Source organism: Arthrobacter sp. 135MFCol5.1 (genome assembly GCF_000374865.1).
Classification (GTDB): Bacteria; Actinomycetota; Actinomycetes; order Actinomycetales; family Micrococcaceae; genus Arthrobacter.
In genome coordinates this window covers 12805-36100 of sequence record NZ_KB895464.1, presented here as the reverse complement: position 1 = coordinate 36100, position 23296 = coordinate 12805, and the positions used below count along the sequence as shown (strand labels likewise).

Here is a 23296-nt window from a genome sequence, read left to right as displayed (position 1 = left end):
AACTCCTTCCCGGCTTCGGTGCACGAGTCAAGCGATTGGCCACCGATCATGCAGGAACCGCGGTGACAATCACATTGTCGCTGTAGTCCATCCGCTCGTCCAGCCACCTGCCGCCACAGGTGACCAGCTTGAGTTCGTGCGGGCCGGACCGGCGGAACAGGGCGCCGCCGTCGAATTTATCCTTGGCCATCATTTCCACTCCCACCACCCGGTAGGTAACCGGCGGGGCTCCGTCCCGGCCCACCCGGATGACGGTCCCGGCAGCGAGGGACTTCAATGCCGAAAACGGCGCCCGGTCCGAGGTGGTGTCGATATGGCCGGCAATGACGGCGGTTCCCTCCGCCGCGCCGGGGGCCGGACCGAATTTGTACCACGACGCCCGGTTGAAGGCCTCAGGAATTTCCATCACTCCCTCTGCGGAAACTCCCCCGGGCACCACCGGCATATCGATGGCCGTGCCCGCCACGGTCAAGGAGGTGGGCGCGGACACGGCCGGAGCTGCGGGCGCAGTGGCGGGCCGGACCGGGATACCCCCGGCAGGAGGAACAACCGGGCGGACGGGAACCGCAGTTCCGCCGGGACCGGTGGGAGTGGGCTCTTGTCCGGAGAGCGCCGGACCGGGAGAACCGGTCCCTGGCGGCATCGTTGCCATCGGGACCGCTTCTCCCCCTGGGTTGCCGGCTCCTCCGGAGCTGCCCAAACCGCAGCCGGACAGAACCAGCGCGGCAGCCACCAGCGCGGCGGCCCCGCCACCTGCCGCATGGCGCCGGCGGCAGCCCGGTGCCGTCGTCGAGCTTGCCGTCATTCCTAACGCCTCCCTTCCACTGTGCTTGTTGACCTTGGCAGGACCAGCCCAAGGGGCCCGTCCTTTGACGGGCCGGGCCCCTTGCGCTTACGTCCTTCGCGGATTCCGCGAGGCTACTGCCCCGCCCTCCGGGCACGGACCGTGCGGGCCGCGCCTATCGCGCCCGCGAGGAGGGCCAATGCTGCCAGTCCGAATCCGGCCGTGGCTACGGCAGTACCCGCTCCGCCGGAACTCGCCGAACCGTTAAGCGCACCCGGCACCGAGCCCGGCGCCGAATGCAGGCCCTCGATGGTTTGCACGGCAAGTTTCAGGTTCTGGTCAGCCAGGCTCCCCCAGGCATAAACGATGGTGTGTGTTCCCTCGGCCACCGCCACGTCCGCCGGGCCTATCACCGGAGTGGTGGTGCCCGTGGCGGCCACTGCGGCCGGGACGGTGCCCGGGTCGAGGGTGAGTGTCTTCTCGTTCGGGTTGGCCAAGTTGGTGATCACGGGGGTGGCGCCGGCCAGCACATCGACGGCTGGGGCGGCGGCGGCATGCCTGACTGTCAGTTTGCCTTTTCCGGCCGGGATCTGGGACACATCATTGGTGAAGAGGCTGGCTGTCGGCTTGCCATCCGCACCCAGGTGGGCCGCGGCAGTGTAGTTCCCGTTGGCCGCAAGGTTGACGCTTACGGGACCAATGGCGGGTGCGGACGCGTCGGCGGCATCCGCCGCGGTGATCGCAATTTCGTAGCTGCCGGCCGGAAGCGCGAGCGGCCCGGCAAGGGTTCCCGGGGTGAAGTCATCAAGGGTCCGGTTTCCGTTGACCCAGACGTCAACGGTCAGTCCGGGGACCCCGTGCAGCACGGAAAGCTGGGCGTCCCCTTCGGCTGCCTGGGCGGGACCGGCCAGAGCGATTGCGGCTGCAATGGCTGCTGCACCGGCGCCTGCGGCGAAGAATGTTTTGCGCATGTCCATCTCCTTGAACGGCCCGGCTGGCGGGCATTTTCTGCTGACACTCCTACTACCGGCCCAACCCCGGATTTGGATGCAGATTCATGGAGTTTTTTTGGTTCTGCGCGCTCCCCGCCTACGCGGGGGCGGCGGTGCTGGCCCGCACCACGAGCTCGGGCGGGACCACAGTTGAACTGACAGCGGCGCCGGACTCGATTTCCTTGAGCATGATGTCCATGCAGCGCCGTCCGAGTTCCTCGAAGTCCTGCCGGACGGTGGTCAGCGGCGGCGTGAAGTACCCCGCTTCCGGCTGGTCGTCGAAGCCCACCACGGAGACGTCGTCGGGCACTTTGATCCCCGCTTCCGTGAAGGCGCGCAGCAGGCCCAAAGCCATCTGGTCGTTGCCCACGAAGATGGCCGTCGCGGTGCGCCCGGACGCCAGCTTGCGGCCGATCGCGTAGCCGCTGCCTGCGCTCCAGTCCCCTTCCACCAGCAGGGACTCCTCCAGCCCGGCCTCCCGGAGCGCGGCGCGCCAGCCCTCCGCACGCTCGGCGCCGTCAGTCCAGTCCGGCGGGCCCGCGATGTGCCCGATCTGCCGGTGGCCTTCCTTGATGAGATGTTCGACGGCGAGCCTGGCTCCCGCGCGCTGGTCCACCATCGCGCCGCTCACCGAGGCACTGCCGGCGGAGCCCACAGCCACCACGGGCACGGGAAGGTTCATCTGTTCCAGCACGGCCAGGGTGTCCGAATGCGGTACCAGCACGGCGATACCGTCCACGGCCTGGTCCATGAAATGGCCCACCGCGTTGGATATGGCGTCCCTGCTGACTTCCCGCAGCGCGGCGATACTGACGAAGTAGCCGGCGTTGCGTGCTGCCTGCTCGACGCCCAGGAGGGTATTGGCAGGGCCGTACTGCGAGAGTTCGCTGGCCAGCACGCCGATGGTCTGCGAGCGCCGGGTGACCAGGCTCCGGGCAGCGGTATTGCGCCGGTACCCCAGTTCGGCAATGGCCGCCTCCACCTTTTCCCGCGTCGCCTTGCTGACGTTGGGGTGGTTGTTCACCACCCGGGAAACGGTCTGGTGGGAGACGCCGGCCACCTTGGCCACGTCTTCCAGGCGCGGCATCCGGCCCTTGCTGGTATTTGCCATGTGCCTATTGTGCCTTTCGGCCGCGGCGGCATCCTGTTTTGCAGCGCCAGCGGTGGGAACAAATCCTTGCGCGGCCCCCTGGTGGTGGGAAGGATGAAGGTGATCCGCGCCTGCAAAGAAGGAGCCTGCCCAATGACCAAGTACCTGATCTCGTTCCCCAGTGGCGTCATGGACATCCCCGACGGCGGGCTGCAGGAAGTTGCCGACGCGGCCCATGCGGTGGTCCAGGAGGCAAAGGAAGCCGGTGTCTGGGTGTTTGGCGGGGGCATCGACGAGAGCGTCCCGCCCGTGATGGTCAGCGGCGAAGGAGCAGTGCGCGAGGGCACCTACCCCCAGACAGCGCAGATCGAGGGCGGCTACACAATACTGGAGTTGCCCACGTACGACGCCGCCCTCCACTGGGCCTCCAAGATCGCCACCGCCTGCCGCTGCGCCCAGGAAGTGCGGGCCTTCCAGTACGATCCCGCCAGCTGAACGCCGAACACGGCAGGCACTGGGGCCCTGGAGCAGCGGTGGAGCTGGCGTTCCCATCTCGTTCCGTGGCGGGATACCGCGCAACGGGATAGTCGTGCGAGCCTGAATCCCAGGCTTAAAAGGAAAAGGCCCGCCTCACGGCGGACCTTCAAAACCTTCTGTGGGTGGGCCCTGTGGGGCTCGAACCCACGACCCACGGATTAAAAGTCCGATGCTCTACCAACTGAGCTAAAGGCCCCTGCCGGTCGGTCAGACACGCTGTGTCGTTCCGCCCGGCCCAATCCATTTCTGGACGTTAATACTCTAACCCATGGTTCGGGCGTCTTTCGCACCTGGTCCGGGAGCCGCCGTCGTGCGCTTGTCCGGGACCAACGGCACTTTCTGCGGGGACCGGGCGAACGCGAAGACGCTCGATTTCCGCTGCGGCACAGGAGTAGCGTGGGGGCATGAGCGAGCAAGCAGGAACCAGCCCCTACGGCGGCAGCAACCGGCACCACAAACCAAAGCCGTTCGCCCCAATGGATTTCGAGCCGTTCGCCGGCGGCGCCGATCCCGCCCGCGTCTCGGAGGCCGCCCACCTTGCCGCGCAGGCGCTGGTCCGCCATGGCCGGGACAGCGACGATCCCGTCATCACCGAACGCCTGGTGAAGCTCGCCGACGAGCAAGGCCTGGATGCCATTGCCGAGATGTGGGCCGAAAGCCCGGCCCGCTCCCTGCCCGGTGCGCTCTGGCGGCTCTACGCGCTCCGTGCCGCCACCGTCCGTGACCCCGAGCGGATATCTGTCTACTTCCGGGCCGGCCGGGACACGGCACAGGTGTCCAACGTGGTGGCCGGTGCCGCCGAGCCGCCGGGCGCTGATGAAATGCGCACCATGGCGGACGCCATCCTCTCAGGCGCGTTCGACGGCGATTTCGACGTTGCGCTGGAACGCTCGGCAGCTTTCTGCCGGGTGGTGGCCCTCGGCCAGGCCACGCTCGCGGACGGCGCCGAGCACGCCAATGAGGCCCACGCCAGCAAGCTGACCCGCAACTCGCACCAGCTGGTCAAGACCGCCGAAGACCTGGAACACGCCGCCAACGCGTGGCGCCTGGGCGAACTCGATTAGGCGCCGCCCTGATATTTTCCGCACCCGCCAACGGCCGGCTGTCAAGATTGACTTGGGCGGGGCTAAGTAGAAGACTGAAGCCGGTGCCGAGCCGCGAAACCCCCGGGCTTCAACAATTAGCCGCCTAGAGCGGCCTACCGCCGAGAGGCGTATCCGGTTCGGCACCATTTTTCTGCCCTCGTCCCGGCAGCCAATTCAAGGCACACTCTTTCGGGCCGGTAGAGTAGGCGACAGTTGCGCGTCGGCGTCAAGTCACACGGCAGCAACGCCCGCCTTGAACAGTCCCCGGAGACCGGTAAACACGTGAAGCTGCGCCTTTTTCCCCAGGAGCCCGCAGGGCTGAACCTCCTATCGCAGATGGCACAACAGATCGTGTTGGCCAGCGCAACCCTGGCCGAAATCCTTGGCGTACCCGCGGACGAACACGGCAAGCTCGTAGATCACATGCACAACCTCGAGGCCAAGTCCGCCGAGCTGCATTTCGCGCTGCTGACGCACATGCGCTCCAGCTTCGTGAACCCCCTCCCCCGCGAGGACATGTACGCCCTGTCCCGCTACCTCAACGAGGCCATGGAGAAGATGGACGCGGCCGCGGAACTGGTGGCCCTGTACAAGCTGGACCGCCTGCCCAAGCGGGCGGCCGACCAGCTGGAGATCATCAGCCGGCAGGCGGAGCTGACGGTTGATGCCATGCGCCGGCTCAATGACCTGGACGACCTCGAGGATTACTGGATCGAGATCCTGCGCCTTGCAAAACGCGCCGAACGCACCCACCGGGTGTGGGTTGCCGACATGATCGCCGACATGAAGTGGGCGCAGTACTCGCGCAACCGGGACATCGCCAACCAGCTGGTGGAGGTAACCAAGGACATGCGGCGGGTGGCCACCCAGGTAGGCAGCATCATCGTCAAGGAATCCTGACGTGGCCGCAGCCATCTTTGCTGGGGTGGTCCTGCTGGCCGCAGCGTTTGCCTTCCTGAACGGCTTCCGTGATGCCTCCACCTCGGTTGCCCTCGCCGTGCGGAACCGCGCACTCACGCCCAGCGTGGCCGTGCTCCTGGCTGCGTTCTTCAACTTCGTGGGCGCCCTGCTGAGCGCGATGCTTGCCGTTGCAGCCAGCCGGACCTGGATCAATCTCCCGGCCGGCCCGGGCGGCCTCGCCATACTGGTGGCCGGCCTGGCCAGCGCCTGCGCCTGGGGCCTGCTGATGTGGCGCCGCGGCATCCCCGCCTCCTCCACCCATGCCCTGGTGGGGGGACTCGCAGGGGCGGGACTGGCCAGCCTTGCGGTGGGAGGCCCTGGGGTGGCGGGCGTGGACCAGTCGCTGCTGTTCCAGGTGGTCCTCCCGCTAGTGCTTTCCCCGCTCGTGGCCTACAGCGGATCCTTCCTGCTGGTCTATCCGGCCACCTGGGGAGCGCGCTACACCCAACCCAACGTGGTGAACCAGCGGTTCCGGAGGGCGCAGGCGATTGCCGCCGGCGCGGTGGCTTTCGGCCACGGCCTGCAGGACGGGCAGCGGGTCAGTGCCGTGCTGTTGCTGGCCCTGCTTGCGGCAGGGTACGCCGACGGCGGGATCCCCATCTGGGTGGCCTTGCTGTCGGCGGTGATGATGACAGCCGGGACGTTGTTCGGAGGATGGCGGATCTCGTACACCATCGGCTACAAGATCACCCGGATCGATCCCCTGCGCGGCTCCGTGGCGCAGACCTTCAGCGCGCTGATGCTCTTCGTGGGCGCCATCGGGTTGCACTGGCCGTTGTCCACCACCCACACCGTCACGGCGGGCACCCTGGGCGCGGGCGAGAACCAGCACTTTTCCGTGACCAACCGGAAGCTGGTCATCAGGATCATCTGGCTCTGGGTCCTGACGCCGGTAGCCACCTGCGCCATGGCCTTCGTGCTGGCGCTGGCGCTGTCACCGCTGGCCAGGTAGCCGGGAACCGAAGAAGTGCGTGGCCCTAGATGGCAGCGGGTGCTGCTTCAGGGCCCAGCAGGATCGCGGCCAGCTCTTCGGCAGACAGGTTCGCCGCCGTGCAAAGTTCATCCCGGGCGACACCCGCAGAAGAAGCCTTCCGGACCGCCTGGCGCAGCGCTTCGAGGGCGCTGTCCAACTCCCACTGCTTGCCCTCGAGGTAGGAACTGGTCCGCCACACCTCCGTGAGCACATCCTCCGCATCCCCGGCCGCCGCTATTGCCTCCGGGTCGATTTGCGGGACGAGCGGCCCACCCCCAAGGGTGGCGGCGAGTCCGGCGGCCGCGTCAAAGTCCTGCACGTGCACGGCGGGCTTCGCCGGTGCGCCCGCAGCGGGTACGGAAACCGTAAGCTGGGGGCCGGGGTTGCTGGCCGTCTGCGTCATGGCAAAACTCCTAAAGCTGGCTTACTACTAGTTTCAAAAGTATCTAGTTCAGCGTACTAAATGCTGTCGGAGTTCGCCACCACGGAGCAGCTGCCTACCCGAAGCGTCCCGAGACGTAGTCTTCGGTGGCCTTCTGCACCGGGTTGCTGAAGATGGTGTGGGTGTCACCGTACTCGATCAGCTTGCCCGGCTTGCCCGTCCCGGCAATGTTGAAGAAGGCCGTCTTATCGGAGACGCGGGCGGCCTGCTGCATGTTGTGGGTCACGATCACCACGGTGTACTGGTCCTTGAGCTCATTGATGAGGTCTTCAATGGCCAGGGTGGAAATCGGGTCCAGGGCGGAGCAGGGCTCGTCCATCAGGATCACCTGCGGCTCCACGGCGATGGCGCGGGCGATGCAGAGGCGCTGCTGCTGGCCGCCGGAGAGGCCGGAGCCAGGCTTTTCGAGCCTGTCCTTGACCTCGTTCCAGAGGTTGGCGCCTTTGAGCGAGCGCTCCACCAGGACATCGGCCTCGCCCTTGGAGATCTTCTTGTTGTTCAGCTTGACGCCGGCCAGCACGTTGTCGCGGATGGACATGGTGGGGAACGGGTTGGGCCGCTGGAAAACCATTCCAATCTGGGAACGGACCGTCACAGGGTCCACGCCGGGGCCGTAGAGGTTGTCGCCGTCCAGAAGCACCTCGCCTTCCACGCGGGCGCCGGGGATGACCTCGTGCATGCGGTTCAAGGTCCGCAGGAACGTGGACTTGCCACAGCCGGAGGGGCCGATGAACGCGGTGACGGACTTGGCCTCGATGTTGATGCTGACGTCCTCCACGGCGAGGAAATCGCCGTAATACACGTTCAGGTCCTTGACGTCGATGCGCTTAGACATGGTGTTCCTTCACTTACTGGGTATGGGTTGAAGTCTAGGATCCGCCACGGTGGGACGGAAGGCCGGGCCGGCGGCCTGGTTACCGGCCGGTCTTGGGGGCGAAGATCCTGGCGATCAGGCGGGCCGCCAGGTTCAGGACCATGACCAGGATGATCAGCACCAACGCCGCGCCCCAGGCCCGCTGCGAGGACGGATCCGGGTTCGATGGCGAGGTGGGGTTCAGGATCTGGGTGTAGATGAACGTGGGCAGTGATGCCATCCACCCGCCGAAAACATTGGAGTTGATGCTCGTGGCAAAGCCCGCGGTGACCAGGATGGGTGCCGTCTCGCCGATGACCCGGGCGATCGCCAGGGTGACGCCGGACGCGATGCCGGAAATCGCCGTCGGGATGACCACCTTGAGGATGGTCCGCCACTTGCGCACGCCCAGGGCGTAGGCGGCCTCGCGCAGTTCGTTGGGGACAATCTTGAGCATTTCCTCGCTCGAGCGGACCACCACGGGGATCATCAGGACAGAAAGGGCGACGGCGGCCACGGCACCGGTCTTGGTCCCCGGGCCCACCACCACGAAGAAGAATGCGGCGGCAAAGAGGCCGGCCACGATGGAGGGGATGCCGGTCATGACGTCCACGAAGAACGTGATGGCCTTGGCCAGGCGGCCGTCGTGGCCATACTCCACCAGGTAGATGGCCGTGAGCAGCCCCACGGGTACGGAGATGACGGTGGCCAGCAGGGTGATCTGTACGGTGCCCAGGATTGCGTGGTAGATGCCGCCCATGACCGGGCCGCCACCCTCCACGGCCTTGTTGTCGAACGCGCCCGTGACGCCGTTCATGGAGGTGGTGAGGAAGCCGGGATCCAGGAGTCCCGGAATGCCGTTCACCAGTACCGTCCAGATCACCGAAACGAGCGGCAGGAGGGCCACCAGGAATGAGCCAACCACCAGGCAGGTGGCCAGCTTGTCCTTGGCCCTGCGGGAACCTTCCACCGCTGCGCTCCAGGACACCAGGCCGATGGCGAAGAGCAAGGCCGAGACCACTCCCCACCCGAACGCATTGAAGCCGATCAGGGCAAGGATGGCAGCGCCGACGATCAACGCCGCGGCAAGGACGGCGTAGGGGGCGTATTTGGGCAGCTGGCCCTTGGTGAGCGCGGACCGCTTGCTGCGGACCGGGGTAAGCGTGGAGGTCATTTAGTTGGCTCCCGAGAATTCTTTGTGCCGGGTGATGACCCAGCGGGCGATCATGTTCACGGCCAGGGTGATGACGAACAGGACCAGGCCGGCGGCGATCAGGGTGCTGACCTTGATGCCGCTGGCTTCCGGGAAGTTCAGGGCGATCTCGGCCGCGATGGTCTGGTTGCCGGACTGGATCAGGCTGGCGGTCAGGGCGCCGGAGGACAGGACCAGGGCAACGGCCATGGTTTCGCCCAGTGCGCGGCCCAGACCCAGCATGATTGCGCTGATGATGCCCGGGCGGGCGAAGGGCAGCACGGCCATCTTGATCATTTCCCAGCGGGTGGCACCGAGCGCCAGTGCCGCCTCCTCGTGCAGCTTGGGGGTCTGCAGGAAAATCTCCCGGGACAGCGAGGTGATGATGGGCAGGACCATGACCGACAGGACGATGCCCGCAGTGAGGATGGTCTTGCCGGTGGTGGAGGCGGGGCCCTGGAAGATGGGAAGCCAGCCCATGTTCTCCGCGAGCCATCCGTAGGCGGGAGAGATCTGCTTGGCCAGGAACGCCGCGCCCCAGGCGCCATAGACCACGGAGGGGATGGCGGCGAGCAGGTCCACGACGTAACCGAGTCCGGAGGCGAGCCGGCGCGGCGCGAAGTGCGAGATGAAGAGGGCTACTCCGATGGCCACCGGGGTGGCGATCACCAGCGCGATGACGGCGGCGATCAGGGTCCCAATGACAATGGGCCAGATGTAGGCGAAGAAGCCCTGTCCGCCCTGGATCTTGTCGGCGGGAGCGGTCAGCGCGGGAATTGCCTGGACCACCAGGAAGAGTGCGACGCCGAAGAGGACGGCGAGGATCAGGCAGCCGGCGGCCAGTGCGGCCCCGGAGAAGACTTTGTCCCCGGTGCGTCCGGCGCCCTGTGAACTGGTCAGGGAGGTGGCGGTCATTCGACGGCCCTTCGATTCGTTGCTGGATTAAGGAAGCAGGGTGCAAAGCCAAGTTCCCCGCACTGCCTTCCGGCAGGCGGGGAACCCGGTTTTGCGGCGATGGTTAGGACTTGACCTTGATCGAGTCGATGGCCTTGGCGGCCTTGGCTGCGAGGTCGGAGGACAGCGGAGCGGACTTGGCCGAGTCCGCGGCGGCCTTCTGGCCCTCAGCGGAAACTACGTAGTGCTCGAAAGCCTTGACCAGGTCAACGGTCTCCTGCTTGTCGTACGTGGTGCACAGGACGTGGAAGGACACCAGGACGATCGGGTAGGCGCCGGCGATGGTGGTCTTGCGGTCCAGCTTGATGGAGAGGTCGTTCGCGGCGCGGCCGTCAACGGGCTTGCCGGCGTCGACTGCCTTGGCGGCGGCATCGGCGGAGATCTTGGTGAAGGAATCGCCCACCTTGATCTGTGCAACGCCCAGCTTGCCGCTCACGGCGGAGTCGTCGGCGTAGGTCACGGCGCCGGGGGTGTCCGTCACGGTCTTGACCACGCCGGAGGTGCCCTTGGCGTTCTCGCCCTGGAGGCTGGCGGGCCAGACACCGGCGGCCTTGTCCGTCCAGACGTCGGAGGCTGCGGCGGACAGGTAGTCCGTGAAGTTCTGGGTGGTGCCGGAGTCGTCCGAGCGGTTCACCGGGGTGACCTTGAGGTCGGGCAGCGAGACGCCCGCGTTGAGGGCAGCGATCGCGGGGTCGTTCCATTTGGCGATCTGGCCGCGGAAGATCTTGGCGACGGTGGTGGCGTCCAGCTTCAGGTCGGTGACACCGGGAACGTTGAAGGCCACGGCGATCGGGGAGATGTAGACGGGGACGTTGATGGCGCCGTCGGGGCCGCACACGGACTTGGAGGAGGCGTATTCGTCATCCTTCAGGTAGGCATCCGAACCGGCGAACTGGGCCGAGCCGTCGAGGATTGCCTTGCGGCCGGCACCGGAACCGTCCGGGGAGTACTGCACGCTGGCGCCGGAGTTGGCGGAGGCGAAGTTCGTCTTCCATGCGTCCATGGCCGCACCCTGCGCAGAGGAACCGATGCCGGTCAGCGTGCCGGTGACCTTGGTGCCGGACGAAGCCTGGTTGCCTGCGGGCGCGGTGCCCGTGGCGTTGTCTGAACCGCAGGCGGACAGCGCGAGTGCGCCCGCAGCGATAACAGCGATAGCCGCGTGGCGGCCGAAGCGAAGTGCCTTCACTAGATGTACCCCTTCCAGGGTTATTCAGGTGCGGGACAGGGACGGAGAACCCTGCTGCGCGATGCGTACGTTGTGTACCTTCAAGAAAGTTATGGGCCGCAGGTAACGGGATGGGCTGTCCAAAGTGAACGGATGATTAACGACGGCGGGATATTGGCTGACAAATGCCGGGTCACCATTGCGCAGATCACATCCGCAGCCGTAGTGGAGCCGTGCCCGGCAGTGGACGGGCACTGAATAGACTTGACCGCATGGCCATCCCAGCAGGACTCTCAGCAGGCCGGCGGTTCCTGCGCACCCGCATCCGGACCGGGCTGATCCGCAGCCGCAACTCCTTCGTCCCAGCCATCCAGATGACCATCTGCGCCGTCGGCGCCTACGCTTTCGCGGAGTACGTCCTGGGCCATTCCGGGCCCCTGTTCGCCGCCACGTCCTCGCTGATCGCGCTCGGGTTTTCCCGGGAGCCGCGGCTGCGCAGGGTGATGGAGGTGGGCCTGGGCTGCACCATCGGCATCGCCGTGGGCGACCTGCTCCTGCACTGGCTGGGCGGCGAAATCTGGGTGGCCGCCGTCGTGCTTCTCTTCTCCATCCTGCTGGCCCGGTTCCTGGACAGCGGAAACATCTTCACCACCCAGTTGGCACTCCAGTCGCTGCTGGTGGTGCTGCTGCCGGCACCGTCCGGGGGCCCGTTCACCCGGAGTATCGACGCCGTGGTGGGGGGCCTGTGCGCGCTGCTGGTAACCATCCTGGTGCCCAAGGACCCCCGCCGTGAGCCACGCCGCGACGTCCAGAAACTGCTGCATGAACTGGCCGAGGTCCTGCGTGAATGCGCAGGTGCGCTGGCGAACAGCGATTCCACGCAGGCGTGGCACGCGCTGATCCGCGGCAGGAACTGCCAGCCCCTGGTGGATGCCATGCGGCAGTCCCTTCGGGCGTCAGGGGAAGTGGCCACGCTGGCGCCGGCCTACCGGCGGCACCGCGACGAGCTGGAACGGCTGAAGCAGTCGCTGGACTTCATCGACCTGGCGCTGCGGAACAGCCGCGTCTTCGCGCGGCGGCTGACCAGCGCCATCAACCACACCGCCCTCTCGGACGAGGCAACGGACAGCATTGCCGGGGTGCTCCAGGAGACGGCTGCCGCCATTGATGAGCTCTCGCTGGGCCTGGCGGAAACGCACGACGGCGTCCGGCGCGCCCACCTGCGCACGGCCCGGCGCGACCTCAGTGAGATAGCGCTGCGGCTGCACCCGAAGCTGTTGGAGGTCCAGCGGCTGGAGGGCGAAACGGTGGTCATGCTGTTCCGACCCCTCATGGTGGACCTGCTGGAAGCAGCAGGCATGGACGCGGCCGAGGCACGGGACATCCTGCCCGCGCTGTAAGAACCGGTGGCTAAGCCTGGGCCCACGGCCGCAAGGTGCCCCGGCCGGGCTTGCGAGGTCAGCGGGCGCGTGGGGACGAAGGCCGCGTCGACGCTGATGTCAGTGGCCGCCGCTAGGGTTGAACCCATGGCAACAAAGACTTCCCGGGCATCAAAGGCGCCCGCCTATAAATGCGCCGAATGCGGCTGGACCACCGCCAAATGGGTGGGCCGCTGCGGCGAGTGCCAGGCGTGGGGCACCGTCGAGGAAACGGGCACCGCGGTGGCCCGGACCACGGCCGCCACAACGGTGCTGGAACCGGCGCGTCGTATCGCGGATGTTGACGCCACTACGGCGGCGTTCCTGCCCACCGGCGTGGACGAGTTGGACCGCGTCCTGGGCGGCGGGCTGGTTCCCGGCGCGGTGATCCTGCTGGCGGGTGAACCCGGCGTGGGCAAGTCGACGCTGCTCCTGGACGTGGCGGCCAAGTTCGCCCGGACAGCCCAGGACGTCCTCTACGTCACCGGGGAGGAGTCGGCAGCCCAGGTGAAGCTGCGCGCGGAGCGGATCGACGCCGTCGCGGAGTCCCTCTACTTGTCCGCGGAGACAGACTTGGGCCAGGCACTGGGCCAGGTGGAACAAATTGAACCGCGGCTGCTGATCGTGGACTCCGTGCAGACCCTCAGCAGCGCGGACGTTGATGGCAGTGCCGGCGGCGTTTCCCAGGTGCGCGAGGTGGCGGCATCGATCATTGCCGCGGCCAAGCGGCGGAACATGACCACTTTGCTGGTGGGGCATGTCACGAAGGACGGTTCGATCGCCGGGCCGCGGCTCCTGGAACACCTGGTGGATGTGGTGTGCCAGTTCGAGGGCGAGCGGCACTCCCGGCTGCGGATGCTGCGCGCCGTGAAGAACCGGTACGGACCCACCGATGACGTTGGCTGCTTCGACCTCAACGAAAACGGAATCGAGGGCCTCGCCGATCCCAGCGGGCTGTTCGTCAGCCGCACCAAGGACCCTGTTTCGGGCACTTGCATCACGGTCACCATGGAAGGGCGCCGTCCCCTGCTCGCCGAGGTTCAATCACTCCTGGCCGAAAGTCCCAACGCGCAGCCGCGCCGGGCCACCAGCGGCCTGGACAGTTCACGGGTGTCAATGCTGCTGGCGGTACTGCAGCAGCGAGCGGGAACCATGCTGCACAAGGACGATTCCTACGTCGCCACCGTTGGCGGCGTCAAGCTCAGCGAACCGGCCACGGACCTCGCCGTGGCCCTCGCAGTAGCATCGGCGAAGGCCCGTAAACCGCTGCCCATCCGGCTGATTGCTTTTGGCGAGGTGGGGCTGGCCGGCGAAGTCCGTCCGGTACCGGGGATCAACCAGCGCATCCAGGAGGCCCACCGGTTGGGATTCACGCACGCTGTGGTCCCCGCCAGCCACACGGGGCCCGGTCCCGTGCCCGCCGGTTTCTCGGTGCGGGAAGTGGAACACCTGACGGAGGCGCTGAGCCTTTTGATCGGGTGACCGCATGCCAATAAACCCGCCGCCCACCGTGAGAACCTGCATTCACCCGGGTACTGTGGCTGCAGGACCTTCTTGCAAACGGAGGCATGACATTTCTGTGCTGGGGGCAGCGTGGTAATCCGGGAACCGCAGGGCACCACCGATGTGCCCGGCCTGGCGCGCAATGCGCTGCCCGAACCAGTGGTGTCGGACCGGCTTGACGGGCTCTTCGGTGGGCTCAGCGCCCGGCAACGGGTGATGGCCAGCCAACTGCCCGTCAGCCTGACCGTGGCACTGGTGGTGGTGGCGGCCGCCGTGTTCAGCCCGTGGACCCTCACGGACAGCAGGTTCCTGAACGCTTTGCTGTTCCACCTGGCGATCGCCGCAGCGTGCGTCGCCGTCCCGTGGGGACGGCTCCCGTCCGGAGCATTCGCCGTCATCCCGCTTCTTGACTGCTTCGCCATCGGCTTTACCCGCGAGGCCGGCGGGCCCCCGTTCAGTGTCCTGAGCCTGACGCTGGTATTCCCCGTCATTTGGCTCTCGGCCCAGGTCCGGCCGTACATGCCCGCCCTCGCCATTGCCGGGACCGTCCTCAGCACCGTGGTCCCGGCAGCAGCACTGGGGTCGCCGCCTGTGGCCGGCTCGATGATCCGTGTCCTCATCCTGCCCCTGGTCATGTCCGTTATGGCCGTAACCGCGCACGTGGTGGCCACCACCATCCGCCGGCACCGGACCAAGCTGATGGACAGCGAGTATCACCTTGGCCGGACGCTGGACGAAAGCGTCCGGCGCCAGAACCTGCTTGATGCAGTGCTCGGCGCCGTGGGCGTGGGCGTGTGGGTGGTGGACCGCAACGGCAACACGGTGCTGACGAACAAGACCCTGCAGTCCGATCCTGCGCTGGCCGGCCTTGTTGGAGTGGGCGGCGGACATACCCAGTTGCTGGCGGCAGACCGCACCACGCCTGTTCCGGCCGGTTCACGTCCTGCTGAGCGCGCCGCCGCCGGGGAAGCGTTCATGGACGAGCTCTACTGGGCCGGGCCGGCGGACGGCCAGCGCGCCTATTCAGTGAGCTCACATGGCTTTCCTGCTGCCGGCGGCCAGGAAGCCGGCGGGGTCATCACTTTCGCGGACGTGACCGACCTGATCAGCGCCCTGGCTGCCAAGGACGACTTCGTGGCCACGGTTTCGCACGAGCTGCGGACTCCCCTGACCTCAATCCTCGGCTACCTCGAACTGGTCCTCGACGAGCCTGGCCACGACGACATCCGCGCAGAACTGCTGGTGGTCCGGCGCAACGCTGACCACCTGATGGGCCTGGTGAACGACCTCATTGCCGTGGCCTCCGAACGCGTGGAGCTGTCCCTGGAGGAGACGGACCTTGCCCAGCTGGTGAGCCGCGCGGTTGACGCCGCACTGCCCCGCGCGGCCGGGAACGGCCTGCAGGTGAAGCTCGAGGTGGAACAGCCGCTCCCGGTGCGCGCAGACCCGGCCAGGATCAGCCAGGTCCTGCACAACCTGCTGTCCAACGCCGTCAAATACTCCCCGGACGGTGGGCTCATCACCGCCACCGCTGCCAGGACCGAGGCCGGGCTGGTTTGTTCCATCACGGACACCGGCGTGGGCATGAGCGAAGAAGAGCAGGAGCAGGCATTTACCAAGTTCTTCCGCTCCGCGCGCTCGCGGTCCACTGCCATACCGGGGGCAGGCTTGGGATTGCCGGTCAGCAAGACCATCGTGGAAGGCCACGGCGGATCGATCAGCCTGGCCAGCGAACCCGGTTCGGGCACCAGCGCCACTTTCATCCTGCCGGAATCATGAGCCGCCCGGGGCGGCGATCAGGAACCGGAGCCGGTCAACCAGTTCGAGACGTCACTGCGCAGCACCATAAGGGGCCCGCCGGTTGAGCTGACGTTGCCGTTTGCCACGTAGTAGCCGCGGCCGGATCCCGTTCCCCCGGCGGCACGGTCCAGCGCTTCCACCAGGTGCCGCGGCAGGTGGCCCTGCGGACCCAGGCTGCGGAGTTCAGCAACTTCCTCCGGCGTGAGCCGTCCCAAAACCTCAGCAATATTGGCCATGACCGGGTCCCTTCGAGCAGAGTGCCTGAAGGAATAACCTAAAGCAGGGCCGTGAATACCACGTTAACGGCGGACGGCGATTGAGCGTCGTCAACAACAGCCGGGAAGGAACCCAAATGCCGGTTCGAAGTGCAGGCATCCTGCTGTACCAGCGGCCTCAGGGCGACGCGGCCGGCCCCGGCGATGGGCTGCAGGTGTGGATTGCCCACATGGGCGGCCCGTTCTGGAGCAGTAAGGACGCCCATGCCTGGTCCATCCCCAAAGGGGAGTACTCCGACGGCGAGGATGCACTGGCCGCGGCGCAGCGCGAATTCGCCGAGGAAATGGGCGTCCCCGCCCCTGGCGCCGAATACCGCCTGTTGGGTGAATTCCGGCAGTCGTCGGGAAAAATAATTACCGTCTTCGCAGCCGAGGCCGGATTTTCACCGGAAGCCATCCGCAGCAACACCTTCCCCCTTGAATGGCCCAAGGGATCGGGAAAGATCCAGCACTACCCCGAGATCGACGACGCCCGCTGGTTCCCGGAGCAAGAGGCCCGGCTCAAACTCGTGAAGGGCCAGCTGCCCGTCCTGGACGCGCTGCTCCAGGACCTTTCACCGGCCTAGGCAGGAACTTGCAGCTGTTCCTTGGCCCGGCCTTGACGGCGGCCACTGACATTGCGATGCCCGGCTAAGCTAAGTCGTTACCTTTGATACCCGGAGGGCATCATGTTCACGTTCGACCAACTGGCCGGCTTCATCGCCGTAGCGGAGGAGCTGCACTTCGGCAGGGCTGCCGAGCGGCTGAACATGACGCAGCCTCCCCTGAGCCGGCAGATCCAAAAGCTGGAGAAGATCGTCGGGGCCGAGCTGCTGGAGCGGGACAACCGCAAGGTGGAGCTCACCTCCGCCGGCCGGACGTTCCTGGACGAGGCCCGACGGCTCATGGCGCTGGCCGAACGCGCACCTGCAACGGCCCGCCGGATCGCGTCCGGACGCTCGGGCGTGCTGCGGATCGGTTTCACGGCAGCCAGCGGCTTCAGCATTCTTGGCCCCGTGCTGGACGAGCTGTCACGCGTCATCCCCGACGTCGATATCGAGCTGCAGGAACTGGTCACCGGCGAGCAACTTGCGGGGCTGCTGACCGGCGAACTGGATCTGGGCCTCGCCCGCCCACCCTTCGACCGTGCCACCTTTGACTCGCGCCTGCTTTACCGGGAATCCATGGTGCTTGCCGTACCGGAAGGTCACCGGCTCGCACTCCTGGACCGGCCGGTCACCGCGGACGACCTCAACGACGAGCCACTGATCATGCACTCCCCCACCCAGGCCCGATACTTCTACGACCTCGTCGTCCGCATGTTCCCCGTCCGGCACGCCAACGTGGTGCATACGGTCAGCCAGATCCTCACCATGGTTTCGCTGGTGGCCGCAAAGCGCGGTCTGGCCTTCGTTCCCCACTCGGCCACCACGCTGGGCATAGACGGCGTCGGCTTCCTGCCACTGGCGGGGGGGAGCCGCGAGCCAGTGGAACTGCACGCCCTGTGGAACCGGCGGATCACCAACCCCGCGCTCTCCCGCCTGCTCCGGGACCTGGAATTCGCCACGGAATAACTGCGCCTCCCGGGTCCGGCACAAGGCACGCGGATTCATTTTGCCATGCCTCAAAGGTATCAAAGCATCCAATAAAGCACTTGGACAGGCATCAATGACGGTCCCTAGGCTGGAGAAAATCACCCAAACCCGCCGCCCGCGGCAACACACCGGAGGACCCCATGGCAAGGTACACACCCCAGGAACTGGCGGACACCCTCAAGGAAGGACTGCTGTCCTTTCCCGTCACCTCGTTCGATGCAACCTTGGCGTTCGACGAGGAGAACTACCGCAAGCACCTCGCGTGGCAGGCAAGCTTCCCGGTGGCCGGCCTGTTCGCTGCCGGCGGCACCGGCGAAGGCTTCTCCCTCACCCCGGCCGAATCGGAACGGGTGGTGCGCACCGCCGTCGAGGAAGTGGGAGCCCGGGTCCCCGTGCTGGCATCGGCCGGCGGGTCCACCGCCCAAGCCATCGAAAACGCCAAGGCGGCAGAAGCCGCCGGCGCAGAAGGCATCCTGCTGCTGCCGCCCTACCTGACCGAAGCAGACCAGGAAGGGCTGGCCGGGCACGTCAGTGCCGTCTGCCGCGCAACCTCGCTCGGCGTCATCATCTACAACCGCGCCAACGCCATCTACAAGGACACCACCGTGGCGACCCTGGCCGAACGGCACCAGAACCTGATCGGGTTCAAGGATGGCGTCGGAGACCTGGAACATGACGCCCGCGTCTACGCCAAGCTCGGTGACCGGCTCTTCTACCTGGGCGGCCTGCCCACCGCGGAAACGTTCGCCCTGCCCCTGCTGCAGCTGGGGATGAGCACCTACTCGAGCGCCATGTACAACTTCGTCCCGCAGTTCGCGCTGGATTTCTACCAGGACGTCCGCAACAACGACCGCGCCGCCGTCAACAAGAAGCTCAACGAGTTCGTGGTCCCCTACCTGGACATCCGCGACCGTGTGAAAGGCTACTCGGTGTCCATCGTGAAGGGCGGCCTGGACGCCATCGGCCGGTCGGCAGGGCCGGTGCGCACGCCGCTGCAGAACCTGGCTCCGCAGGACCTCGCGGACCTCAAAGCCCTGATCGCCACCGTTTCCTGAGAGACAAACAGCACCACTCCCACCACAGGAGGAACCCATGAACCTCACCGGACATTCACTCATCGCCGGCCGGACGGTTGCCGGCGACGGCAAGACCACCAACGGCTTCAATCCGGCCACCAATAAGGCCCTGGAACCGGCCTATTCCCTGCTCACCGCGGAACAGGTCAAGGCCGCAACGGCCGCAGCCGCCGAAGCGTTCCCGTCCTTTCGCGCCCTGGACCCGGAAACCCACGCCGCGTTCCTGGAAGCCATCGCGGACAACATCGACGCCATCGGGGATGAACTCATCACCCGCGCCGGGCAGGAAACCGGCCTGCCCGCAGCCCGGCTCACCGGTGAGCGGGCCCGCACCACCGGCCAGCTGCGCCTGTTCGCCGGCGTGGTCCGCCAAGGCGACTTCCGCGGCGTCCGGATCGACCCCGCCCTCCCCGACCGCACACCGCTCCCCCGCGCAGACATCCGCCAGCGCCAGATACCGCTCGGCCCGGTGGCCGTGTTCGGCGCCAGCAACTTCCCGCTCGCCTTCTCGACGGCGGGCGGAGACACTGCCTCGGCCCTCGCCGCAGGCTGCCCGGTCGTCTTCAAGGCCCACAACGCCCACCCCGGCACCAGCGAACTCGTGGGCCAGGCCGTCAGCAAAGCCGTCAAGGAAGCAGGACTGCATCCCGGCGTCTTCTCCCTGATCTACGGTCCCGGCTCCAGCATCGGCCAGGCACTGGTCGCCGACCCCGCCATCAAGGCTGTCGGCTTCACCGGGTCCCAGACCGCCGGCCTCGCCCTGATGCGCACCGCCGCCGCGCGCCCGGAACCCATCCCGGTCTACGCGGAAATGTCCTCCCTGAACCCGGTGTTCGTTTTCGAGGGCGCCCTCGCCGGCAGCCCCGAAAGCATCGACGCCCTGGCCCGGCAATACGTCGCCTCCGTCACGGGCAGCTCAGGCCAGCTTTGCACCTCCCCCGGCCTGCTGTTCGCCCCCGCAGGAGAGCCGGGAGACAAACTCGCCGCCGCCGTCGGACGCGCCATCGCCGCCAGCACCGGCCAGACCATGCTCACCGAAGGCATCGCCGCGTCCTGGAACACCGGAACCGAAGCGCTCAGCTCGGCCGCCGGCGTCGAACTGATTGGCCAGGGCTCTCCCGGCACCACCGACAACGCCCCGGCACCGGCCATCTACGGCACCGGCGTGGACCAGTTCACCGGCAACCCCATCCTGCACCAGGAAATCTTCGGTGCGGCGTCCCTGGTGATCCGCTACAAGAGCATCGAAGACCTGCTGCAGGCTGCCTCCCGGATAGAGGGCCAGCTCACCGCATCCCTGCAGCTCACCGAACCGGACTACCCGACGGCGGCACGGCTGATCCCCGTCCTCGAACAAAAAGTGGGACGCATCATCGTCAACGGCTGGCCCACCGGGGTGGAAGTTGGCCACGCCATGGTCCACGGCGGCCCCTTCCCGGCCACGTCGGACACCCGCACCACGTCGGTGGGAACGCTGGCCATCAACCGCTTCCTGCGCCCGGTGGCCTACCAGGACCTGCCCCAGGAACTGCTCCCCGAGGCGTTGCAGGACGCCAACCCCTGGCACCTGAACCGGCGGATCGACGGCGAGGTCGCCCCCGCCGAAGCGGAAGCCGCGCTGGGCGCGTAACTTACGCGCCCGTTATCACCAAGGCCACGCTGTGGCCGCCAAAACCGAAGGCATTCACCAGCCCTGCCGGGGCAAATCCCGGCGGAAGGCGGTGGGTGCCTTCGGTGATGACGTTGAGGTCCACGTCGGGGTCCTGCTCCTCCACGTTAAGCGTTCCCGGCACCTGGCCGGTCCGCAGGGCTTCGAGGACCACGACGGCGGCCAGGGACCCGGCACCGCCCAGCAGGTGGCCGGTGTGCCCCTTGGTGGAGGTGACCGGCACGTCGGCGCCGAAGACGGCGTTGATGGCCTGGCCTTCCAGCCGGTCACCAACGGGAGTGGAGGTGGCATGCGCATGGATGAACCCGATGTCCGCCGGCTGCATCCCGGCCGAGTCAAGCGCCTTCTGCATGACCCGGCGCTGCATGGCGGGGTCCGCGGCCACGATGTCGTTGGCGTCGGAGGTCACGGCCCCGCCGGCCACGGCACCCAGCACGGCGGCACCGCGCGCACGTGCGTGTGCCTCACTTTCCAGCACCACCACTGCGGCGCCTTCTGCAAGCACAAAGCCGTCCCTGCCGCCGTCGAACGGGCGGGAGGCGCGCTGCGGATCGCCGGTGCGCGTGGACAGGGCACGGATCTGCGAAAAGCCGCTGATCACCAGATCGTTCACCGAGGCGTCCACCCCGCCGGCAATCACGACGTCGGCGGCACCCGAGCGGATCATTTCGGCGGCCTGCACAATCGCCTCAGCCCCTGACGCGCAGGCGCTCACGGGCGTCCGGGCGCCGCCACGGGCACCAAGGTCGATGGACACCCACGCGGCGGGGCCGTTGACCATGAGGCGGGTGAGGGTGTGCGGGGACACCTTGCGCGGGCCGGAGCGTCCCAGCGCGCGGTCCTGCTCCAGGGTGGAGCCAAGGCCGCCGTAGGCGGAGCCGATCACCACGGCGAACCGCTCCGGGTCCACGTCCGGGGTGCCCGCTTGGGTCCAGGCTTCCCGCGCCGCGACCAGGGCCAGCTGGCCGCAGCGGTCCATCCGTTTCATTTCACGGGTGCCCAGGTGCTCCGAAAGGTCCGCCGTGACCTGCCCGGCGATCTTGACCGGCAACTGCTCCGCCCAGTCCTGGGTCAGCTCCGCAATCCCTGAGCGCCCGTCCAGCAGCGCCTCCCAGGTTTCCTTCACGGTGGAACCGAGCGGGTTGATGGTTCCGGCGCCGGTGACCAGGACGCGCGGTTGGACAGGCATGTCAGGCATCGGAGCCGCCCTACTTCGCCGGGTTGTGCGTGCCGATGGGCAGCAGCGTCAGGTCCGGATGGTTCTTCTCGATCCGCCGCAGCGCCCAAACGTCATTGAACAATGCGAGGTATTCGCCGTCGGACCGCAGGAGCACCTCCGCGCCCGGAACGTTGGCCAGGGCAGGCATAGCGTCCGCCGTCGAAATCCGGGCCAGGGAGTACGGCAGGCGCTCCAGGCGCATGGGAGCGCTGAAGTCGTGCGCCATGCGGTCCTCCACCACCTCGAACTGCATGGGTCCGACGGCGGCGAGCACCGGTGCCTGGTCGCCGCGCAGGTCGGAGCGGAGGAGCTGGATGACGCCCTCATGCTCGAGCTGTTCGATGCCGCGGCGGAACTGCTTGAACTTGCTGGGGTCCTTGGACCGTGCCACCTGGAAGTGTTCCGGGGCGAACAGCGGGATGGCCGGGTATTCCACTGCTTCGTCAAGGAACAGGCTGTCTCCCACCCGCAGCGAGGAAGCGTTGACCAAGCCAACCACATCGCCGGGGTAGGCCTCGTCGATGACCTCGCGTTCGCGGCCGAAAACCTGCTGTGCGTACTTGGTGGCGAATGATTTTCCGGTGCGGGTCTGGGTGACCACCATCCCGCGCTCAAAGACGCCGGAGCAGACGCGGATAAAGGCCACGTGGTCCCGGTGCGCCTTGTTCATGCCGGCCTGGACCTTGAACACGAAGCCGGAGAACGGCGCTTCCACCGCTCGGGGGTTGCCGTCGATGTCCGGCCGGGGAGCTGCGGGCGGAGCGAAATCCACCAGGGCGTCCAGCAGTTCCTTGACACCGAAGTTGAGTGCGGCCGAACTGAACAGGATGGGGGTGGCCTTGCCGGCGTGGAAGGCATCGACGTCGAACTCAAGGTTGGACTCGATGACCAGTCCGGCCTCATCCACGGCGTCGGACCAGTTGCTGCCTTGGTTTTCGGCGGCTTCCTCCGGGGTGAAGTATTCCGTGATGGCGATCTGGGCGCCGGCATTGTTCCGCTGGAACCGGGCAAAGCGGTCGTTGCGGAGGTCCCAGACGCCGCGGAAATCGCCCGAGATGCCCACGGCCCAGGTCAGCGGCATGGGCTGCAGGCCGGTGCGTTCGGTGATTTCATCCATCAGGGCCAGGGCGTCCAGGCCCGGGCGGTCCCACTTGTTGATGACGGTGATGATGGGCAGGTTGCGCTGCTTGCAGACCTCGAAGAGCTTCATGGTCTGGGTTTCCAGGCCCTTGGCGGCGTCCACCAGCATCACGGCACAGTCGACGGCGGCGAGCACCCGGTAGGTGTCCTCGGAGAAGTCGGCGTGGCCGGGGGTGTCCAGCAGGTTGATGACGGTGTCCCGGTAGGAGAACTGCAGCGCCGCAGAGCTGATGGAGATACCGCGGTCCTTTTCCATCTGCATCCAGTCCGAGACCGTTTCCCGGCGGTTGGCCTTGCCGCTTGAGGCGCCGGCCGTGCCGATCACCTTTGCGTGCAGGGCCAGCGCTTCGGTGAGCGTGGACTTACCGGCGTCCGGGTGGGAAATGACGGCGAAGGTCCTGCGGCGGCCCGCTTCCTTGTGAATCTCGGAGATCCGGGCGGGGGTCAGGACATCTTGGGACACGGTGCTACTTTCGCTGCGGTTGTGGCTGCCCAGGGGCCTGTCGGGTAGTGCGCTGCGACTCAAGGGCGGGGAATGTCATTGGCAAGCGGCCAAAGTACAAGTTTATCGCAGGGCCGCAAACGGGAGCCGTTC

Annotated in this window: 22 protein-coding genes and 1 tRNA gene; 11 read left to right on the top strand and 12 right to left on the bottom strand. The window is 67.0% G+C overall.

All coding sequences use genetic code 11. The features are described from left to right. Positions 1-46: 46 nt before the first annotated feature. From C563_RS22840 to C563_RS0116665, 3 genes are all read right to left on the bottom strand, one after another. On the bottom strand, positions 47-805 hold the full coding sequence (locus C563_RS22840) for a class F sortase (RefSeq protein ID WP_026264995.1): 759 nt from the start codon (positions 803-805) through the stop codon (positions 47-49). Positions 806-918: 113 nt separating this feature from the next. Then, complete coding sequence (locus C563_RS0116670; protein WP_018763209.1) at positions 919-1755, bottom strand: DUF4397 domain-containing protein; 837 nt, start codon at positions 1753-1755, stop codon at positions 919-921. A 118-nt stretch (positions 1756-1873) separates the two neighbouring features. Next, positions 1874-2887: a LacI family DNA-binding transcriptional regulator gene (locus tag C563_RS0116665; RefSeq protein WP_018763208.1), complete on the bottom strand. Its 1014-nt coding sequence runs from the start codon at positions 2885-2887 to the stop codon at positions 1874-1876. A 132-nt stretch (positions 2888-3019) separates the two neighbouring features. Between C563_RS0116665 and C563_RS0116660 the strand changes: the two genes are divergently transcribed. Then, positions 3020-3361 (top strand): YciI family protein, encoded by a 342-nt coding sequence (locus tag C563_RS0116660; protein ID WP_018763207.1) that lies wholly within the window; start codon positions 3020-3022, stop codon positions 3359-3361. Positions 3362-3526: 165 nt separating this feature from the next. Here the strand turns inward: C563_RS0116660 and C563_RS0116655 are convergent. Continuing rightward, positions 3527-3599, bottom strand: a tRNA-Lys gene (locus C563_RS0116655). 208 nt (positions 3600-3807) lie between these two features. On the opposite strand from C563_RS0116655, the gene C563_RS0116650 reads away from it, so the two are divergent. The 3 genes from C563_RS0116650 (at position 3808) to C563_RS0116640 (ending at position 6400) form a co-directional block, all read left to right on the top strand. Next, a complete protein-coding gene (locus C563_RS0116650) occupies positions 3808-4467 on the top strand; it encodes a hypothetical protein (protein WP_018763206.1) in 660 nt (219 codons plus the stop codon). 303 nt (positions 4468-4770) lie between these two features. Continuing rightward, positions 4771-5388: a DUF47 domain-containing protein gene (locus tag C563_RS0116645; protein ID WP_026264994.1), complete on the top strand. Its 618-nt coding sequence runs from the start codon at positions 4771-4773 to the stop codon at positions 5386-5388. Between the two features lies 1 nt (position 5389). Next, positions 5390-6400, top strand: coding sequence for an inorganic phosphate transporter (locus C563_RS0116640; protein ID WP_018763204.1), 1011 nt, complete (start codon positions 5390-5392; stop codon positions 6398-6400). A gap of 25 nt (positions 6401-6425) precedes the next feature. Here C563_RS0116640 and C563_RS0116635 read toward each other — a convergent pair whose 3' ends face one another. The 5 genes from C563_RS0116635 to pstS all read right to left on the bottom strand — a co-directional run bounded on the left by C563_RS0116635 (position 6426) and on the right by pstS (position 11048). After that, the gene (locus tag C563_RS0116635) at positions 6426-6824 is read right to left on the bottom strand and encodes a hypothetical protein (protein ID WP_018763203.1); all 399 of its coding nucleotides are present in this window, start codon (positions 6822-6824) and stop codon (positions 6426-6428) included. A 94-nt stretch (positions 6825-6918) separates the two neighbouring features. After that, positions 6919-7698, bottom strand: coding sequence for a phosphate ABC transporter ATP-binding protein PstB (gene pstB, locus C563_RS0116630; RefSeq protein ID WP_018763202.1), 780 nt, complete (start codon positions 7696-7698; stop codon positions 6919-6921). A 79-nt stretch (positions 7699-7777) separates the two neighbouring features. After that, positions 7778-8890 (bottom strand): phosphate ABC transporter permease PstA, encoded by a 1113-nt coding sequence (pstA, locus tag C563_RS0116625; RefSeq protein WP_018763201.1) that lies wholly within the window; start codon positions 8888-8890, stop codon positions 7778-7780. Then, on the bottom strand, positions 8891-9823 hold the full coding sequence (pstC, locus tag C563_RS0116620) for a phosphate ABC transporter permease subunit PstC (RefSeq protein WP_018763200.1): 933 nt from the start codon (positions 9821-9823) through the stop codon (positions 8891-8893). 103 nt (positions 9824-9926) lie between these two features. After that, positions 9927-11048 (bottom strand): phosphate ABC transporter substrate-binding protein PstS, encoded by a 1122-nt coding sequence (gene pstS / locus C563_RS0116615; protein ID WP_018763199.1) that lies wholly within the window; start codon positions 11046-11048, stop codon positions 9927-9929. Positions 11049-11299: 251 nt separating this feature from the next. On the opposite strand from pstS, the gene C563_RS0116610 reads away from it, so the two are divergent. The 3 genes from C563_RS0116610 (at position 11300) to C563_RS0116600 (ending at position 15727) form a co-directional block, all read left to right on the top strand. Next, positions 11300-12427, top strand: coding sequence for an FUSC family protein (locus C563_RS0116610; protein WP_018763198.1), 1128 nt, complete (start codon positions 11300-11302; stop codon positions 12425-12427). A 126-nt stretch (positions 12428-12553) separates the two neighbouring features. Then, positions 12554-13927 (top strand): DNA repair protein RadA, encoded by a 1374-nt coding sequence (gene radA, locus C563_RS0116605; protein WP_018763197.1) that lies wholly within the window; start codon positions 12554-12556, stop codon positions 13925-13927. 111 nt (positions 13928-14038) lie between these two features. Beyond that, complete coding sequence (locus C563_RS0116600; protein ID WP_018763196.1) at positions 14039-15727, top strand: sensor histidine kinase; 1689 nt, start codon at positions 14039-14041, stop codon at positions 15725-15727. A gap of 17 nt (positions 15728-15744) precedes the next feature. Here the strand turns inward: C563_RS0116600 and C563_RS0116595 are convergent, their stop codons facing one another. Continuing rightward, a complete protein-coding gene (locus tag C563_RS0116595; protein ID WP_018763195.1) occupies positions 15745-15984 on the bottom strand; it encodes a hypothetical protein in 240 nt (79 codons plus the stop codon). 116 nt (positions 15985-16100) lie between these two features. Here C563_RS0116595 and C563_RS0116590 point away from each other — a divergent pair, with 116 nt between their 5' ends. From C563_RS0116590 to C563_RS21515, 4 genes are all read left to right on the top strand, one after another. Continuing rightward, positions 16101-16589, top strand: coding sequence for an NUDIX domain-containing protein (locus C563_RS0116590; protein ID WP_018763194.1), 489 nt, complete (start codon positions 16101-16103; stop codon positions 16587-16589). A 102-nt stretch (positions 16590-16691) separates the two neighbouring features. Then, positions 16692-17576: a LysR family transcriptional regulator gene (locus tag C563_RS0116585; RefSeq protein ID WP_018763193.1), complete on the top strand. Its 885-nt coding sequence runs from the start codon at positions 16692-16694 to the stop codon at positions 17574-17576. A 161-nt stretch (positions 17577-17737) separates the two neighbouring features. Continuing rightward, on the top strand, positions 17738-18652 hold the full coding sequence (gene kdgD / locus C563_RS0116580; RefSeq protein WP_018763192.1) for a 5-dehydro-4-deoxyglucarate dehydratase: 915 nt from the start codon (positions 17738-17740) through the stop codon (positions 18650-18652). A gap of 37 nt (positions 18653-18689) precedes the next feature. Beyond that, on the top strand, positions 18690-20303 hold the full coding sequence (locus C563_RS21515; RefSeq protein ID WP_018763191.1) for an aldehyde dehydrogenase (NADP(+)): 1614 nt from the start codon (positions 18690-18692) through the stop codon (positions 20301-20303). 1 nt (position 20304) lies between these two features. Here the strand turns inward: C563_RS21515 and C563_RS0116570 are convergent, their stop codons facing one another. Together C563_RS0116570 and C563_RS0116565 are read right to left on the bottom strand one after the other, a co-directional pair. Continuing rightward, positions 20305-21540 (bottom strand): beta-ketoacyl-[acyl-carrier-protein] synthase family protein, encoded by a 1236-nt coding sequence (locus C563_RS0116570; protein ID WP_018763190.1) that lies wholly within the window; start codon positions 21538-21540, stop codon positions 20305-20307. 10 nt (positions 21541-21550) lie between these two features. Then, positions 21551-23164 carry a peptide chain release factor 3 gene (locus C563_RS0116565; protein WP_018763189.1) on the bottom strand — a complete coding sequence of 538 codons (1614 nt, stop codon included), beginning with the start codon at positions 23162-23164 and terminating at the stop codon, positions 21551-21553. Positions 23165-23296 lie beyond the last annotated feature (132 nt).

Bases quoted from the DNA above. Each gene is read 5' to 3' on its own strand.
- C563_RS22840 (WP_026264995.1), bottom strand. From the start codon at position 805: ATGACGGCAAGCTCGACGACGGCACCGGGCTGCCGCCGGCGCCATGCG.
- C563_RS0116670 (WP_018763209.1), bottom strand. From the start codon at position 1,755: ATGCGCAAAACATTCTTCGCCGCAGGCGCCGGTGCAGCAGCCATTGCA.
- C563_RS0116665 (WP_018763208.1), bottom strand. From the start codon at position 2,887: ATGGCAAATACCAGCAAGGGCCGGATGCCGCGCCTGGAAGACGTGGCC.
- C563_RS0116660 (WP_018763207.1), top strand. From the start codon at position 3,020: ATGACCAAGTACCTGATCTCGTTCCCCAGTGGCGTCATGGACATCCCC.
- C563_RS0116650 (WP_018763206.1), top strand. From the start codon at position 3,808: ATGAGCGAGCAAGCAGGAACCAGCCCCTACGGCGGCAGCAACCGGCAC.
- C563_RS0116635 (WP_018763203.1), bottom strand. From the start codon at position 6,824: ATGACGCAGACGGCCAGCAACCCCGGCCCCCAGCTTACGGTTTCCGTA.
- pstB (WP_018763202.1), bottom strand. From the start codon at position 7,698: ATGTCTAAGCGCATCGACGTCAAGGACCTGAACGTGTATTACGGCGAT.
- pstA (WP_018763201.1), bottom strand. From the start codon at position 8,890: ATGACCTCCACGCTTACCCCGGTCCGCAGCAAGCGGTCCGCGCTCACC.
- pstC (WP_018763200.1), bottom strand. From the start codon at position 9,823: ATGACCGCCACCTCCCTGACCAGTTCACAGGGCGCCGGACGCACCGGG.
- C563_RS0116610 (WP_018763198.1), top strand. From the start codon at position 11,300: ATGGCCATCCCAGCAGGACTCTCAGCAGGCCGGCGGTTCCTGCGCACC.
- radA (WP_018763197.1), top strand. From the start codon at position 12,554: ATGGCAACAAAGACTTCCCGGGCATCAAAGGCGCCCGCCTATAAATGC.
- C563_RS0116595 (WP_018763195.1), bottom strand. From the start codon at position 15,984: ATGGCCAATATTGCTGAGGTTTTGGGACGGCTCACGCCGGAGGAAGTT.
- C563_RS0116590 (WP_018763194.1), top strand. From the start codon at position 16,101: ATGCCGGTTCGAAGTGCAGGCATCCTGCTGTACCAGCGGCCTCAGGGC.
- C563_RS0116585 (WP_018763193.1), top strand. From the start codon at position 16,692: ATGTTCACGTTCGACCAACTGGCCGGCTTCATCGCCGTAGCGGAGGAG.
- kdgD (WP_018763192.1), top strand. From the start codon at position 17,738: ATGGCAAGGTACACACCCCAGGAACTGGCGGACACCCTCAAGGAAGGA.
- C563_RS21515 (WP_018763191.1), top strand. From the start codon at position 18,690: ATGAACCTCACCGGACATTCACTCATCGCCGGCCGGACGGTTGCCGGC.
- C563_RS0116570 (WP_018763190.1), bottom strand. From the start codon at position 21,540: ATGCCTGACATGCCTGTCCAACCGCGCGTCCTGGTCACCGGCGCCGGA.